Genomic DNA, 14,471 nt, shown 5'->3' on the forward strand with positions numbered 1-14,471 from the left:
AAGAACGACGCACCCTCCCGTCCCGGGCTTCCGGGAGGGGAGGGTGCGTGGACGAATGAGCAGGCGGGCGGAGTGCCTACTCGGCGTCGGAGGAGCTGCCCAGCAGGTCCGCGATCAGCGCGTCGAGGTCCAGGTGCTGGCTCTCGGCACCGACCGGGACGGCCGAGAAGGACTTGCCGAGGAACATCTGCAGCTCGCGCGAGTCGGCGGTCGCGATGAGACGGCCGTCGGGGGAGCTGAAGTCGAAGACGGCGACCGCCTTGGCGTCCTCGTCGATGCTCGGGTAGATCTTGACGTCGCCCTCACCGGCGGGCGCGGCCAGGCCCTGCAGCATCAGGGTGCGGGAGACGACCCACTCGACGTCGCCCGAACCGGAGTGGAAGGTCAGGCTCACGGCGTACGGGTCGCTCTCGCGGTAACCGAGGGTGGTGGGCACCTCCACGGTGCGGCCCCAGGGGTCGAGGCACGAGATCTTGATGTCCTGCTGCACTGCCGGGTGCTTGATGTCGCTCATTCGTCCGCTCCTTCTTGATGGTCTTGCCAAGGAGACGGAGCGGTACGCGGCTGATGATGCCGTTTCTACAAAATTTCTGAACCGAGTTGTGGAGACCCTGATCACACCCGCGCGAGCGCGGCTTCCAGACGGGCGACGGGGGAGGAGAGGTTGTAGGTCTCGGCCAGCTCGTGCAGGCGTTCCGGGTCGGCCGGAGCGCCGGGCAGCGCGGTGTGGCTGCGATCGAGCGGGAGGTCCCTGGCCACCGCCACGACCTTCGGCGCGACCGTCAGGTAGGGGACCGCGTCGATGAATTTCTGGCGCTGGGCCTTGGTGAGCGAGGTGGTCGGGTCGGCGACGGCGGCGACGATGCCTTCCAGGTCTCCGTACTGCTCGAGCAGCTTGGCGGCGGTCTTCTCGCCCACCCCCTTGACCCCGGGCAGGCCGTCGGAGGTGTCGCCGCGCATGGTGGCGAAGTCGGCGTACTGCGCGGCGGTGATGCCGTACTTGGCGAGCACCCACTTCTCGTCGACCAGGTCTGGGTCGCCCACACCCCGGGTCGGGTAGAGGATGCGTACGCCGGCAGCGTCGTCGACCAGCTGGAAGAGGTCACGGTCGCCGGTGACGACGTCGACCGGCATCCCGGCGTCGGTCGCGAGGGTGCCGATCACGTCGTCGGCCTCGTAGCCGTCGGCGCCGATGACGCAGATCCCCGCCGCCGCGAGCACCTCGCGGATGATCGGCACCTGGACCTGCAGCGGGTCGGGGACCTCCTCCACGTCGGGGGCGGTCTCGAGCTCCTCGACCACGCGGTGCGCCTTGTAGGAGGGGATCAGGTCGACCCGCCACTGCGGGCGCCAGTCGTTGTCCCAGCAGCACACCAGGTCGGTCGGGGAGTAGTCGTTGACCAGCCGAGAGATGAACTCCAGCAGGCCGCGGACGGCGTTGACCGGGGTGCCGTCCGCGGCGCGGATGTCGGGCACGCCGAAGTAGGCCCGGAAGTAGAGCGAGGCGGTGTCCAGCAGGAGCATTCGAGGTTCAGGCACGCTGTGCACAGTAACCGCTGACGACGACAGCCGTCCTAGTGAATCGCTCTTGTGGTGTCGGTCGGGTCGGAGGAGAGCCGCTGGGCGAGCCAGATCGGCGCGACCGAGACGACGATCATGACCACCGCCACCACGTTGACGATGGGCGCCTGGCCGGGGCGGAACAGGTTGGTCAGGATCCAGACCGGCAGCGTGGTCACGCCGGGGCCGGCCGCGAACGTCGTCACGATGATCTCGTCGAAGCTGAGCGCGAAGGCCAGCAGGCCACCGGCCAGCAGCGCCGAGCGCAGCTGCGGCAGGGTGACCAGCCGGAACGTCGTCCACATCCCTGCACCGAGATCGGCGGAGGCTTCCTCGAGGTTGCCACCCATCCGCCGCAGCCGGGCCTGCACGTTGTTGAAGACGGTCACGATGCAGAAGGTCGCGTGCGCCACCACCAGGGTGAAGTACCCCAGCCGGATCCCGAGGATCGACGAGAACGCGTTGGACAGCGCGATGCCGGTGACGATGCCGGGAAGGGCGATCGGGAGCACCACCAGCAGGTTGACGGTGTCCTTCCCGAAGAAGGAGTAGCGCTGCATCGCCAGGCCGAGCAGGGTGCCGAGCACGAGCGCCAGCACGGTGGCGCACGCCGCGACCGTCAGCGAGGTGAGGATCGCGTCGTGGGCTCCCGGGTTGACCGCCGCGCGCTGCCACCACTGGGTGGTGAAGCCGCTGGGCGGCCAGGTCAGCGCCTGGGAGGTGTTGAACGAGTTCACCACGACCAGCGCCAGCGGCGCGTAGAGCACCGCGAGCACCAGGCCGGTCACCACAGCGAGCAGGCGCCGGGTCGTTCTCGAGATGGTCATAGGTTCTCCAGAGCTCCGGTGCGGCGTACCAACGCCAGATAGATCATGATCACGACGATCGGGATCAGCGCGATCGCGGCGGCCAGCGGCAGGTTCGATCCCGAGTTGATGAAGACGAGGTTGCCGAGCATCTGGTTGGCGCCGCCGACGATGTTGACCGTGATGTAGTCGCCCATGGTCAGCGAGAACGAGAAGATCGACCCGGCGACCAGGCCCGGGACCACCAGCGGCAGCACCACGGTGCGGAACGTCAGCGCCGGCCGGGCGCCGAGGTCGCCGGCAGCGTCGAGCAGCGAGTCGGGGACACGTTCATAGGCTGCGTACACGGGGATGATGACGTACGGGAGCCAGATGTACGCCTGGGTGAGCACGATCGCGGTGAAGCCGAAGCCCGGCGAGCCCAGCCCGACGAGGCCGCCGGCCCAGTCCAGCAGGCCGCCGTTGGACAGCAGCGAGCGCCAGGCGAGCGCCTTGACGAGGTAGGACGCCCACAGCGGCATCAGGAACGCGATCACCAGCAGGTGGCGGGATCGCCGGGAGGCGACCTTGGCCATGTAGAAGCCGACCGGGAGCGCGATGAGGCAGTCGATCAGCGTCACCAGCAGCGCCACCCCGAGGGTGCGCAGCGTGACGGTGCGGTAGAGCGCCTCCCCCGTGATCTCGCGGACGTTGTCGAGGGTGAAGGTGCGCTCGAGCTCGTTGGTGAACGAGTCGATCGTCCAGAAGGCCGTCACCAGCAGCGCGGCGAGGGCGACGACGTACACGAGCACGAGCCAGGTCAGGGGAGCGGCCAGCAGGAGGCCGAGGCGGATCCCCGGCCTCCTGCTGAGCGTGCTGCTGATGGAGCTCAAGGTCACCCCTTGATCTCCGCCCAGGCCTTGGTCCAGTCCTGGTAGTCGGTGCACTTCACGTCGGTCCGGCCGTCCAGGCACTTCTCGATCGGCGTGTTCCAGAACCAGATCTGCTCGGCGTACTTCTCGTCGCCGGCGTGGAACGTCTCGCAGTGGCCCTCGGAGGCGAACTCGCACGCCTTGTCCGAGTTGGGGGCCTCACCGAAGTACTCCGTCGCCTGGGCGTTGGTCTCCGGGTCGGAGATGTGGTTGAGCCAGGCGTAGGCGCAGTTGGGCGACTTCGCCTTCGAGGAGATCATCCAGGTGTCGTTCCAGCCGGTCGCGCCCTCGGAGGGGAGGATCGCCTCGACCGAGGCCTTCTTCGGGTCGATCAGGTTGGCGATCACCTGCCAGGTGGTCCCGACCACGGTGTCGCCGGTCTCGAACGACGCCTGCGTCTTGGTGTAGTCGGACCAGTACTCACCGACGGAGGCCCGCTGGGTCTTGAGCAGCTCGACGGCCGCGTCCAGCTGCTTCTCGTCGAGCGAGTAGGGGTTCTCGATACCGAGGTCGGGCTGGTGTGCCATCAGGTAGACCGCGGCGTCGGCGATGTAGATCGGCGAGTCGTACGCGGTGACCTGACCCTTGTGCTTGGGCGCGTCCTCGAAGACCGCCTTCCACGAGGTCGGGGCGGGGGTGACGTCCTTGGTGTTGTACATCAGCAGGTTGGCGCCGTAGCCGTGCGGGATGCCGTAGTTCTTGCCGTCCACGGTGTTCCACTCGCGGTCCTTGAGGAAGTCGTAGATCCCCTCGTAGTTGGGGATCAGGTCGGTGTTGACCTCGGCCGCCTCACCTGCCGCGATCATCCGCAGGGTGAGGTCGCCGGAGGCGGCCACGACGTCGTACTCGCCGGTCTTGGCGAGGTTGAAGGCCTCGTCGGAGGTGCCGTAGACCTTCGCGGTGACCTGACATCCGGTCTCCTCCTCGAACCCGGAGACCCAGTCGACCTCCGGGTCGGTCGAGCCGTCCTCGACGTAGCCCGGCCAGGCGAGGATCGAGACCTCGCCCTCGTTCTCGCCGAGCTTCTCGACGGCGCCGGTCGATTCGCTCCCGCTGTCACCGCCACAGGCGGTGAGCGTGATCAGCGACAGCGCCGCGAGCGCTCCGCCGATGGTGCGGCTGGTGGCGTACCTGGTTGGGATGTTGCGCATGGTCAAACCTCTCTGGTGGGTTCTGGCTCATCGGTGTTGCACGGCACGGGACGAATCGGTGCCCAAGGGGACCAGGTCGCCCGGAGACCAGGAGGCGACCACGCGGTCGCCCCGAGACTCTGGTTCGGCGGCATCGGGGTGCAGGGCGCCGCGGCTCTGCTCGAGGGCGACCAGCCGGGTGCCGTCCTCGAGCTCGATGTGGACGCGGTGACCGGTGCCGATGTAGATCGACTCGGTGATCACCCCGGCGGCGGTCATCGCGCCGGCCGGGGCGCTCGCGCTCTCCGGGGAGAGGAGGATCTTCTCGGGTCGCAGCGCGAAGGCGCCCTCCATCTTCAGCACCCGCTTGGACACCTCCTCGTCGAAGACGTTGGAGGTGCCGACGAAGTCGGCGACATACGGGGAGGTCGGCCGCTCGTAGATCTCCTTCGGCGTGCCCAGCTGCACGATGTGGCCGCTGTCGAAGACCGCGATCCGGTCGCTGAGGGTGAGCGCCTCCTCCTGGTCGTGGGTGACGAAGACGAAGGTGATCCCCAGCTCACGCTGGATCTGCTTGAGCTCGACCTGCATCCGCTCGCGCAGCTTGAGGTCGAGCGCGCCGAGCGGCTCGTCGAGGAGCAGCACCTTGGGGCGTACGACGATCGAGCGGGCCAGCGCGACTCGCTGCCGCTGCCCGCCGGAGAGCTCGGTCGGCTTCCGGGCCGCGACGTGGTCGAGGCGGACCATCGCCAGTGCCTCTCGGGCCCGAGAGCTGCGCTCCGCCTTCGAGACGCCACGGACACGCAGGCCGTACGCGACGTTGTCGAGCACGTTGAGGTGCGGGAAGAGTGCGTAGTCCTGGAAGACGGTGGTGACGTCGCGGTCGAACGGAGCCAGGGCGGTGACGTCCTCGCCGCCGAGCCGGATCGTGCCGGAGTCGGCCCGCTCGAAGCCCGCGATCAGGCGCAGCACCGTCGTCTTGCCCGAGCCGGAGGGCCCGAGCATCGAGAAGAACTCGCCGTCGCCGATCGTCAGGTCGAGAGCGTCGACGGCCTTGACGTCGCCGTACGCCTTGGTGACGGCGTCGAGCTGGATCTGCGGAGATTCGGTCGGTCCCATTGCTGAATCATATGGAACCAGATCTTAGATTTTAAAGGGTCTCTGCGTAAGTTTCTTGGTGAACCCATTTCGAAGGAGGAGCCCGATCGTGGCCAACCCCCGCGCGACGACCTCGCGCGCCCGGTCGGCGATCTTCGCGCCGATCGGCGACGAAGGCAGAGCCGTACGTGTCGAGAACCGGCTGGCAGAGGCGATCCGCTCCGGCGTGCTCGCCGACGGCGACCGTCTCCCGAGCGAGCTCGAGCTCGCCCAGATGCTGGGGGTGGCGACGGTGACTGCCCGGGAGGCACTGGTGTCGCTGCGGGCGCAGGGCCTGGTCGTGACCACACGAGGACGGGGTGGCGGGTCCTTCGTGCGGGCCCCCGACCCCGGCGACGTCGTGAAGGGACGCCTCGCCACCATGTCCCGGGTGGAGCTGCGCGACCGCGCGAGCCTCTATCTGGTGGTGCTGACCGGCTGCGCCGAGCTCGCCGCCGAGCGGGCCGCCCCGGACGAGGTCGAGGACCTCCGCGACCTGCTGCTCCCGGCCGACGAGCAGGACGTCGGACGATGGCGCGACACGGAGAGCGAGCTCTACCTCTCCGTGGCCGCACTGACCCAGTCGGCGCGTCTGACCCGAGAGGTGGTGCGCCAGGAGGCCGACTTCGGTACGTTGCTGCGAGTGCCGCTGAGCGACTCGGACTTCCGCCAGGCGTCCGGCGAGCGGCATCGGGCGCTGGTCGCCGCGCTGGGGACCGGCGATGCGGCCGCGGCCCGGGCGAGCGTACGCGACCACGTGACCCACGCCGTTGAACGTCTGACCGAGATCCATGAGGTGGTACGACAGTGAACATCGATGTGACCGCCGACTGCGCCGTCCGGATCGAGCACCACTTCGGGTCCATCCTCGCCGAGCTGGAGCGGCTGCGCGCCGAGGTGGCGGAGCTCTTCGGCGCCGGGCCGGTCACCTCGGACCAGCTGAGCGCGCAGGTCGAGGCCGGGATGCTGGCATTCCTCCAGGACCCCAACCTGCTGGGTGGTGGCTTCGTCGCCGCCCCGGAAGCCCTCAGCGACCGGCGTCTCTACCTGGCCTGGTGGCAGGGGCCGGGACGGGACTTCCTCGGTGAGGCCGAGGTGCCCGGCACGGGGGAGACCATCGACTACACCCGTCAGCCCTGGTTCCGCATGCCGGAGCGGACCGGACAGCTGTATGTCGCCGGCCCCTACGTCGACATCGTCTGCGCCGACGAATACGTCATGACCACGACGCTGCCGGTCTACGCGGGTGGCCGGCTCGTCGGTGTCGCAGGTGCCGACACCTCGGTCGAGACCCTGGAGACGATGCTGCTCCCCGGCCTGCGGGAGGTCGGTGCGACCCTGGTCAACTCCCACGGCAGGGTGGTCGTCTCCGCCGACCCGCACCTGGCGACCGGACAGGCGACGAGGCCCAGCCCGGGTCCGGCACCCAGTGGCCGACTGCTGTCGGTGGTCCAGCTCCCTGCCGGCACGCAGGGAGTCTCGACGACGCTCGGCGGCTGGCCCGCCTGAGGCGCGATCACCCCGCCCTCACGCCGGAGATCTTTCGGCCTCAACCGCGTTTTCGGACGTTTCGGCGGAGATATTGCTGTTGTCGGTACGCTGTCGCCGTGACTGCACCTGAGATCGAGGCGACCGACCGTAAGATCCTCCAGCTTCTCGCGGAGGACGGTCGGATGTCCTACACCGACCTGGGCAGGGCCACCGGCCTGTCGACCTCGGCGGTGCACCAGCGCGTCAAGCGGCTCGAGCAGCGCGACCTCATCACCGGCTACGGCGCCACCGTCAACTACGCCGCGATCGGCGTCCCGCTGACCGCGTTCGTCGCGGTCACGCCCCTCGACCCCTCGCAGCCCGACGACTGCCCCGAGCGGGTCTCGGACCTCCACGAGGTCGAGGCCTGCTGGTCGATCGCGGGTGTGGAGTCCTACATGCTCAAGGTGCGGGTCGCCACCCCTGAAGCCCTCGAAGAGCTCCTCGGGCGGATCCGCTCGGTCGCCAACGTGTCGACCCGGACCACGATCGCGATGTACACCTACTACGAGAACCGCCCGACCCTGACCCGTTGATCCTGGGTTGACCTTGAGTCACAGGACCTGATGCACCGGGCCGGGCGGATCTGCGTCACTCGGCGTGCGTACGCCACCACTCCTGGCCCGACTCGGGCAGGGTGTGGATCGGGTCGTAGTACTCGTACGTCCGGGTGAGCGCCTCGGGGTCGGCGGCCTCGATCGAGGTGCGGTAGTTCTTCGTCCAGTAGGAGATGCCGCGCTCGGTGTCATAGTCGGCGAGCTGGTGGACCCAGCGCTTCCCGACGAACGGGACGTCGCACACGATGCGCGGGGTCGCGAACCCGGGCAGATAGCCCATGATGTCGTGCTGCAGCCGCTGCGCATCGGCGACCGAGACCCGCCAGTGCTCGCTGAACGGGATCATGTCGCACATGTAGAAGTAGTAGGGCATGATCTGCGCGCCGTCGAGCAGGCGGAAGCTCAGGTCGAGCAGGCTGTGGCTGTCGGCGTTCACGCCGGCGAGCAGCACACCCTGGTTGCGTACGTCGCGCACGCCCGCGGCCAGCAGCGCCTTCGACGCCTCGGCGACCAGCGGGGTGACCGAGTTGGCGTGGTTGGCGTGGGTGTGGATCGCCAGCGAGACGCCGCGCTCGCGGGCGATCGTGGTCACCCGGTTCATGCCCTCCAGGAGCGGCTCCTGGAGCCAGTGCTGGGGGAGGCCGACCAGACCCTTCGTGGCCAGCCGGATGTCGCGGATGTTGTCGATCGCCATCAGCTTGGTGAGGAAGTCCTCCAGCCGCGGCCAGGGCAGGTTGGCGACGTCGCCACCGGAGACGACCACGTCCCGCACCTGCGGGGTGTTGCGGAGGTAGTCGAGCATCGCCTCGTGGCGGTCGACCGGCTTGCCGGTGAGCTTGAGCTTGTCGATGACCGGGGTCGAGTTGCCGACCAGGTCCATCCGGGTGCAGTGCCCGCAGTACTGCGGGCAGGTGGAGAGCAGCTCGGCGAGCACCTTGGTCGGGTAGCGGTGGGTCAACCCCTCGGCCACCCACATGTCGTGCTCGTGCAGCGAGTCGCGGCTCGCCTGCGGGTGCGAGGGCCAGTCGGTGCGGCGGTCGGAGAAGACCGGGATCATGTAGTGCCGGATCGGGTCGGCATAGAAGGCCGCGGTGAACTCGTCACCGGCCGACGCGCCCGCGGGGACCATCGTGTTCATCATCTGCGGCGGCACCAGCATCGACATCGTCGCGCGCTCGGCCATGTCCTTCTCGAGGTCGGCGTAGAAGCGCTCCTCGAGAAGGTCGCCCATCAGGGCGCGGAGCTGGCGGACGTTCTTGATGCAGTTGACACGCTGCCACTGCACGTCGCGCCACTGCTCCTCGGTGATGTCGGCCCACCCCGGGAACCGGGTCCAGTCGGGTTCGACCAGCTCTACGCGCTGGTAGGCGTAGGGCTGTCCGTCACGGGTCTTGGGCTCGATGGTTGCCGTCATGTCCTCCACCATAGCGGGAGATCCTGCGGCGTCAGCAACCATTGGCCGCAATTTTTCCCGCACACGCTGATAGGGTCCGCGGTGTGATGGACGCAAGGAGGCGTACGCGATGACCACTTCCGACCCCACAGGCCTGCACCGGGTGCTCGACGAGCCGGTGGCCGGCTCGTTGCCGCTGCCTCAGGCGGCACGCAGACTCGACACTCGGCCGACCCTGTGGCCCGACGAGGTGCGGATCCGGGTGGAGCGACTGAACCTCGACGCCGCCTCGTTCCGACAACTGGAGTCCGCACATGACGGCGACGGAGATGCCGTACGCCGCGAGGTGCTCGACATCGTCGCCGAGCGCGGCAAGATGCAGAACCCGGTGACCGGGTCGGGCGGGATGCTCGTCGGCGTCGTCGAGGAGGTCGGCCCCGAGTCGCCGCTGGGACTCGCCGTCGGTGACCGCGTCGCCACCCTGGTCTCCCTCACGCTGACCCCGCTCGTCATCGAAGACGCCCTCGAAGGCTGGACCGGCGAGGACGAGCAGGTGCCGTGCGACGGCTACGCCATTCTGTTCGGCCGTTCGATCGCCGCCGTCCTTCCCGACGACGAGGCCCCCGAACTGGCCCTCTCGGTGATGGACGTCTGCGGCGCCCCCGCCCTGACCCGCCGCATCGTCACCACCTACGCCGAGGAGTCGAAAATTGACGGCGAGGCGTCGAAAACTGACGCCTCGGGGGTGACCGTGGCGGTCATCGGAGGCGGGGGGAAGTCGGGGTCGCTGTCGCTGGCGGCGGCCCGGGAGGCGGGTGCGGGCCACCTCATCGGTGTCGTTCCCACCGATTCCGAGGCCGAGCGTCTGCGCGCCGCCGGGCTGGCCGACGAGGTCGTGGTCGCCGACGCTCGCAACCCGGTGGCACTGCGCGACGCCATCACCAAGGCCGGCGGCCCCGCCGACGTCACCGTGGTGTGCGTGGACGTGCCCGGCTGTGAAGGAGGCGCGATCCTGGCCACCGCTGACGGCGGCACCGTCATCTTCTTCTCCATGGCGACGTCCTTCTCCGCCGCCGCGCTCGGCGCCGAAGGCCTCGCCGCGGACGTGACGATGCTCGTGGGGAACGGCTACGTGCCCGGCCACGCGGCGTACGCGCTCGATCTTCTCCGCGCGAACCCGGGCGTCCGGTCTCTCTTCGAGGGCAGACTGGCGCCGTGACCCGCATCCTTCTACGCAACGGTGTGATCCATACCGGCCGCGGCCGGGACGAGACGGTCTCGGCGATGGTCGTCGAGGACGGACGCATCGCCTGGATCGGCCACGACCCCGACGACATCGCGAGTCCCGACGAGGTGATCGACCTCGGCGGACGCCTGGTCACACCGGCCTTCGTGGACAGTCATGTCCACGTCGTCGAGACCGGCGAGCAGATCCTCGGGCTCGATCTCGTCGGCGCACCGAGCCGGGAGGTGGTGCTCGAGAAGATCGCCGCGTACGTCGTCGACCTCGGTCCCGACGACCTGGTTCTCGCCCAGGGCTGGGACGAGACGCTCTGGCCCGACCCGACGCTGCCGGTCGCGGCCGAGCTCGACCGCGCCTCGGGTGGGCGCAAGGTCTACCTCAACCGCATCGACGGGCACTCGGCCGTGGTCTCGACCGCGCTCATGGCCCAGCTGCCCGAGATCGCCGGGCTACCGGGATGGTCGGCTGACGGACGAGTCGAACGCGAGGCGATGAACGCGTTGCTCCCGCTGCTGGCCGACCTCACCCCGGCCGGCCACGCGGAACGTTGCGCGCAGGCGGCGCTGCAGCACATGGCCGCGCTGGGCATCGGCGCGTTCCACGACAACTCCGGGCCTGCGATCGGTCCTGAGTCGGATCTTCGCGCGCTGCAGACGGAGACCGCCGCCGCCGGACTGCACGGCACCTACTATTGGGGCGCCCATCTCGGCTTCGACGATCTGGACCGCTTCGAGGACATCTCCGGGCTTGCCGGCGACCTCAGCGCGGACGGCTCGATCGGGTCCCGGAGCGCCGCACTGACCCGCGACTATGCCGATCTTTCTGGCCACCGTGGCCATGCCTACCTCGACCCCGAGCAGATGGCCGAGCACATCGTCGGCTGCACGCGGCGCGGCGTTCAGGCAGGCTTCCACTGCATCGGGGACCAGGCGATCGACAACATCGCGGAGGCGTTCCGTCGAGCTGCTGACGTGCTCGGCACCGAGGCGGTGAGAGCTCGTCGCCACCGGCTCGAGCACTGCGAACTGCCCTCGCCGACCGCGATCGAGACCTTCGCCGAGCTGGGCGTGATCGCCAGCATGCAGCCGATGTTCGACGGTCTCTGGGGAGGCCCGGACCGGATGTACGCCGCGAGGCTGGGGGAGCGCTGGCAGCAGATGAACCCCTTCCGGACCCTGCTCGACGCCGGCGTACGCCTCGCCTTCGGCTCTGACTCACCGGTGACGCCGCTGGACCCGTGGGCAGCCGTCCACGCGGCCGTGCACCACCGCACCCCGGGACAGGGCATCACGCCGGCGGAGGCGTTCGCGGCCTACACCTCCGGGGGCTGGTACGCCGCCGGCGTCGACGACGCCGGCACGCTCGCGGTCGGCCAGCGCGCGACCTACGCAGTCTGGGACCGCACCGCGTTCCCCGACCTGACCTCAGCCGACGTCGCCGACGTCAGCACTCCCTGCCTGCAGACCGTCGTCGACGGCAGGACCGTATTCGAGAAGGAGGGTGTCCGGTGAGACTCGATCTGGACCCACGCACGATCGCCCGGGCCCGCGCGCTGGCAGCCAAGGTCGGCGACCCGATCGTCGAGATGGCCACGAAGCACACCACGGTCGCCGTGGAGCGCGCCACGCTGCGCCTGGCCGGGCTCGCCGGTGCCGACCCGGACGGCACACCCTGGGTGAACCACCTCGTCGACGCCGTACGTGCCGACGTCGGCCTGGAGCACGGGATCGCGCTCCCGGTGTGGCACGCCCTGGCCGCCCACGGCAACGATCTGTCCCGCCTCGCCGAGGAGGCCGCTGCCGGGCAGGTGACGTTCCACCTGCCCGAGGGCGCCGAGGCGGACCTCGCGGCGAAGCACGCCCGCGAGGCGGTCGGCGTCGGCATCGCCCGCCTCGACGCGAGCCGGGTGGCCCGGGAGCGGATGATCGCCGAGATCGGCGACGCGCCCCGCAAGCCGTGGATCTACCTCATCGTCGCGACCGGCGACATCTACGAGGACATCCCGCAGGCGCAGGCGGCCGCCCGCGAGGGCGCCGACATCATCGCGGTGATCCGCTCGACCGGCCAGTCGCTGCTCGACTACGTGCCCGAGGGCGCGACCCGGGAAGGGTTCGCCGGGACGTACGCGACGCAGGAGAACTTCCGGCTGATGCGCGCGGCCCTCGACGAGACCAGCCGCGAGCTCGGCCGCTACGTCCGGCTCACCAACTACGCGAGCGGGCTGTGCATGCCCGAGATCGCGGCGCTGGCGGGCATGGAGCGTCTCGACATGATGCTCAACGACTCGATGTACGGGATCCTGTTCCGCGACATCAACCCGGTGCGTACGTTCGTCGACCAGCGGCTCTCCCGCCAGATCCACGCACGTGCGGGGATCATCATCAACACCGGCGAGGACAACTACCTCACCACCGCCGACGCGGTCGAGGCGGCGCACACGGTCACCACGAGCCAGCTGCTCAACGAGTACTTCGCCAAGGAGGCCGGCCTCGAGGACTGGCAGCTGGGCCTGGGCCATGCGTTCGAGATCAACCCCGACGTACCGGACTCGTTCCGTCTCGAGCTCGCGCACGCGCTGCTCGCGAAGACGATCTTCCCGGACGCGCCGCTGAAGTGGATGCCGCCGACGCGGCACATGACCGGCGACATCTTCAAGGGATACCTGCTCGACGGGTTCTTCAACCTCGCCGGCGCGATGACCGACCAGGGCATCCTGCTCGTCGGGATGATGACCGAGGCGGTCGTGACGCCCTGGCTCTCCGACCGCGACCTGGCCCTGCAGAACGTCCGGTACGTCATGGACGCCGCCGGGCGGCTCGGCGAGGACTTCCACCCCGCTCCCGACGGGTTCATCGCCAACCGCGCGCGCGAGGTGCTGGGGGAGTCGATCGACCTGCTCGAGAAGATCATCGACGAGCCCAACGGGCTCCTGGACGCCATCGCCGACGGCACCTTCGGCCTGATGAAGCGCCCGGCCGACGCCGGCAAGGGCCTCGAGGGCGTCGCCCAGAAGTCTGACGTGTACTACAACCCGGCCAGCGCCATCTTGGAGGGAGACGCATGAGCATCATCAGGCCGTACGGCGACACCACCGGCGACGGGATGGTCCAGGTCTCCTTCACGTTGCCGATCAAGCACAGCAAGGTCGCCGACGGCGCCGCGCTGCAGCTGGCCAACAAGATGGGCATGGAGCCGGCGATGGTCGTCCACTCCAAGCCGATGGGCGACGACTTCACCTTCTTCGTCGTCTACGGGCAGGTCAACCACCTCGTCGACACCGACAAGGTGCAGGTCGTCGAGCGCGACTTCCCGCTGCTGAGCCCTAAGGAGGCCAACGCGGTGATCAAGGAGACGCTGCGGCGTCCCATGGTCGTTGTCGGTGCATGCATCGGCACCGACGCCCACACCGTCGGCATCGACGCGATCCTCAACATCAAGGGGTTTGCGGGGGAGAAGGGCCTGGAGTACTACAAGGAGATCGAGGTCGTGAACCTCGGCGCCCAGGTCTCCGTACCCGCCCTGGTCGATGCGGCCGTCACCCGGCGCGCCGATGCCGTGCTCGTCTCGCAGGTCGTGACCCAGCGTGACGCCCACCTGCTCAACACCCGGGAGATGTCCGCGGCGTTCCGCGAGGCCTACCCGGCCGGCGAGCGTCCTCTCCTGGTCGCCGGCGGTCCCCGTTTCGACGAGTCCGCGACCGCGGACCTGGGCGTCGACCGGATCTTCGGCCGCGGCACCACCCCGGCCGAGGTCGCCTCCTACCTCGTCCACCGGATCACCTCGAAGGAGCCCGCAGCATGACGACACCGCAGACCGGACCCGCCGTCGGCACGACGGTCGTCCACCGCCGCTACGTCCCCTACTCCCACGCCCACTACGCCGGCAACCTGGTCGACGGCGCCTACAGCCTGGGACTCTTCGGTGACGTCGCGACCGAGATGTGCATCCGCACCGACGGCGACGAGGGCCTCTTCGCCTCCTACGACGACGTGCAGTTCAAGGCGCCCGTCCGGGCCGGAGACGTCCTGGAGGTCACCTGCGAGCTGACCAAGGCCGGGCGGCGCTCCCGAACCATGGAGTTCGCCGTGTACGTGGTGGCCCGAGGAGCCGCCACCGAGGATCGTCCGGGCGCTGCTGAGATGCTCGCCGAGCCGATCCTCGCAACCTCTGCGCGGGGGACTGTCGTCGTTCCCTGAGTGCCGTA

At 69.1% G+C, this 14,471-nt stretch carries 15 protein-coding genes; 8 read left to right on the top strand and 7 right to left on the bottom strand.

Annotated elements, in window-relative coordinates; translation table 11 throughout:
* Window positions 1–76 precede the first annotated feature (76 nt).
* The 6 genes from WBG06_RS16275 to WBG06_RS16300 all read right to left on the bottom strand — a co-directional run bounded on the left by WBG06_RS16275 (window position 77) and on the right by WBG06_RS16300 (window position 5,526).
* Complete coding sequence (locus WBG06_RS16275; protein ID WP_336737911.1) at window positions 77–514, bottom strand: SsgA family sporulation/cell division regulator; 438 nt, start codon at window positions 512–514, stop codon at window positions 77–79.
* A gap of 101 nt (window positions 515–615) precedes the next feature.
* Window positions 616–1,524, bottom strand: a complete 909-nt coding sequence (locus tag WBG06_RS16280) for a 5'-3' exonuclease (protein WP_336738074.1) — start codon at window positions 1,522–1,524, stop codon at window positions 616–618.
* Between the two features lie 50 nt (window positions 1,525–1,574).
* Window positions 1,575–2,387, bottom strand: coding sequence for an ABC transporter permease (locus tag WBG06_RS16285; RefSeq protein ID WP_336737912.1), 813 nt, complete (start codon window positions 2,385–2,387; stop codon window positions 1,575–1,577).
* Window positions 2,384–3,244, bottom strand: a complete 861-nt coding sequence (locus WBG06_RS16290; RefSeq protein ID WP_336737913.1) for an ABC transporter permease — start codon at window positions 3,242–3,244, stop codon at window positions 2,384–2,386. The genes WBG06_RS16285 and WBG06_RS16290 overlap by 4 nt, the downstream gene beginning before the upstream one ends.
* A complete protein-coding gene (locus tag WBG06_RS16295) occupies window positions 3,241–4,428 on the bottom strand; it encodes an ABC transporter substrate-binding protein (protein ID WP_336737914.1) in 1,188 nt (395 codons plus the stop codon). Before WBG06_RS16295 ends, WBG06_RS16290 begins: the two co-directional genes overlap by 4 nt.
* A 27-nt stretch (window positions 4,429–4,455) precedes the next feature.
* Window positions 4,456–5,526 (bottom strand): ABC transporter ATP-binding protein, encoded by a 1,071-nt coding sequence (locus WBG06_RS16300; protein WP_336737915.1) that lies wholly within the window; start codon window positions 5,524–5,526, stop codon window positions 4,456–4,458.
* An 88-nt stretch (window positions 5,527–5,614) separates the two neighbouring features.
* On the opposite strand from WBG06_RS16300, the gene WBG06_RS16305 reads away from it, so the two are divergent.
* The 3 genes from WBG06_RS16305 to WBG06_RS16315 all read left to right on the top strand — a co-directional run bounded on the left by WBG06_RS16305 (window position 5,615) and on the right by WBG06_RS16315 (window position 7,610).
* Window positions 5,615–6,355: a FadR/GntR family transcriptional regulator gene (locus tag WBG06_RS16305; RefSeq protein WP_336737916.1), complete on the top strand. Its 741-nt coding sequence runs from the start codon at window positions 5,615–5,617 to the stop codon at window positions 6,353–6,355.
* Window positions 6,352–7,053: a cache domain-containing protein gene (locus WBG06_RS16310; protein WP_336737917.1), complete on the top strand. Its 702-nt coding sequence runs from the start codon at window positions 6,352–6,354 to the stop codon at window positions 7,051–7,053. Before WBG06_RS16305 ends, WBG06_RS16310 begins: the two co-directional genes overlap by 4 nt.
* Window positions 7,054–7,151: 98 nt before the next feature.
* Window positions 7,152–7,610 (top strand): Lrp/AsnC family transcriptional regulator, encoded by a 459-nt coding sequence (locus tag WBG06_RS16315; protein ID WP_442945468.1) that lies wholly within the window; start codon window positions 7,152–7,154, stop codon window positions 7,608–7,610.
* Between the two features lie 55 nt (window positions 7,611–7,665).
* On the opposite strand, the gene WBG06_RS16320 is transcribed toward WBG06_RS16315, so the two are convergent.
* Complete coding sequence (locus WBG06_RS16320) at window positions 7,666–9,045, bottom strand: KamA family radical SAM protein (protein ID WP_336737918.1); 1,380 nt, start codon at window positions 9,043–9,045, stop codon at window positions 7,666–7,668.
* Between the two features lie 109 nt (window positions 9,046–9,154).
* Between WBG06_RS16320 and WBG06_RS16325 the strand changes: the two genes are divergently transcribed.
* The 5 genes from WBG06_RS16325 to WBG06_RS16345 are packed head-to-tail and all read left to right on the top strand — an operon-like array spanning window position 9,155 to window position 14,463.
* On the top strand, window positions 9,155–10,243 hold the full coding sequence (locus tag WBG06_RS16325) for an L-erythro-3,5-diaminohexanoate dehydrogenase (RefSeq protein ID WP_336737919.1): 1,089 nt from the start codon (window positions 9,155–9,157) through the stop codon (window positions 10,241–10,243).
* Entirely contained in the window at window positions 10,240–11,778 is a 1,539-nt protein-coding gene (locus tag WBG06_RS16330; RefSeq protein ID WP_336737920.1) for an amidohydrolase, read from the top strand. Before WBG06_RS16325 ends, WBG06_RS16330 begins: the two co-directional genes overlap by 4 nt.
* A complete protein-coding gene (locus WBG06_RS16335; protein WP_336737921.1) occupies window positions 11,775–13,331 on the top strand; it encodes a lysine 5,6-aminomutase subunit alpha in 1,557 nt (518 codons plus the stop codon). Before WBG06_RS16330 ends, WBG06_RS16335 begins: the two co-directional genes overlap by 4 nt.
* Window positions 13,328–14,068 carry an OAM dimerization domain-containing protein gene (locus WBG06_RS16340; RefSeq protein ID WP_336737922.1) on the top strand — a complete coding sequence of 247 codons (741 nt, stop codon included), beginning with the start codon at window positions 13,328–13,330 and terminating at the stop codon, window positions 14,066–14,068. The genes WBG06_RS16335 and WBG06_RS16340 overlap by 4 nt, the downstream gene beginning before the upstream one ends.
* Window positions 14,065–14,463 (top strand): hotdog domain-containing protein, encoded by a 399-nt coding sequence (locus tag WBG06_RS16345; RefSeq protein ID WP_336737924.1) that lies wholly within the window; start codon window positions 14,065–14,067, stop codon window positions 14,461–14,463. Before WBG06_RS16340 ends, WBG06_RS16345 begins: the two co-directional genes overlap by 4 nt.
* Window positions 14,464–14,471 lie beyond the last annotated feature (8 nt).

The sequence above is a fragment of the Nocardioides sp. CCNWLW239 genome, assembly GCF_037137035.1.
In the GTDB taxonomy this organism is placed as follows: Bacteria; Actinomycetota; Actinomycetes; order Propionibacteriales; family Nocardioidaceae; genus Nocardioides.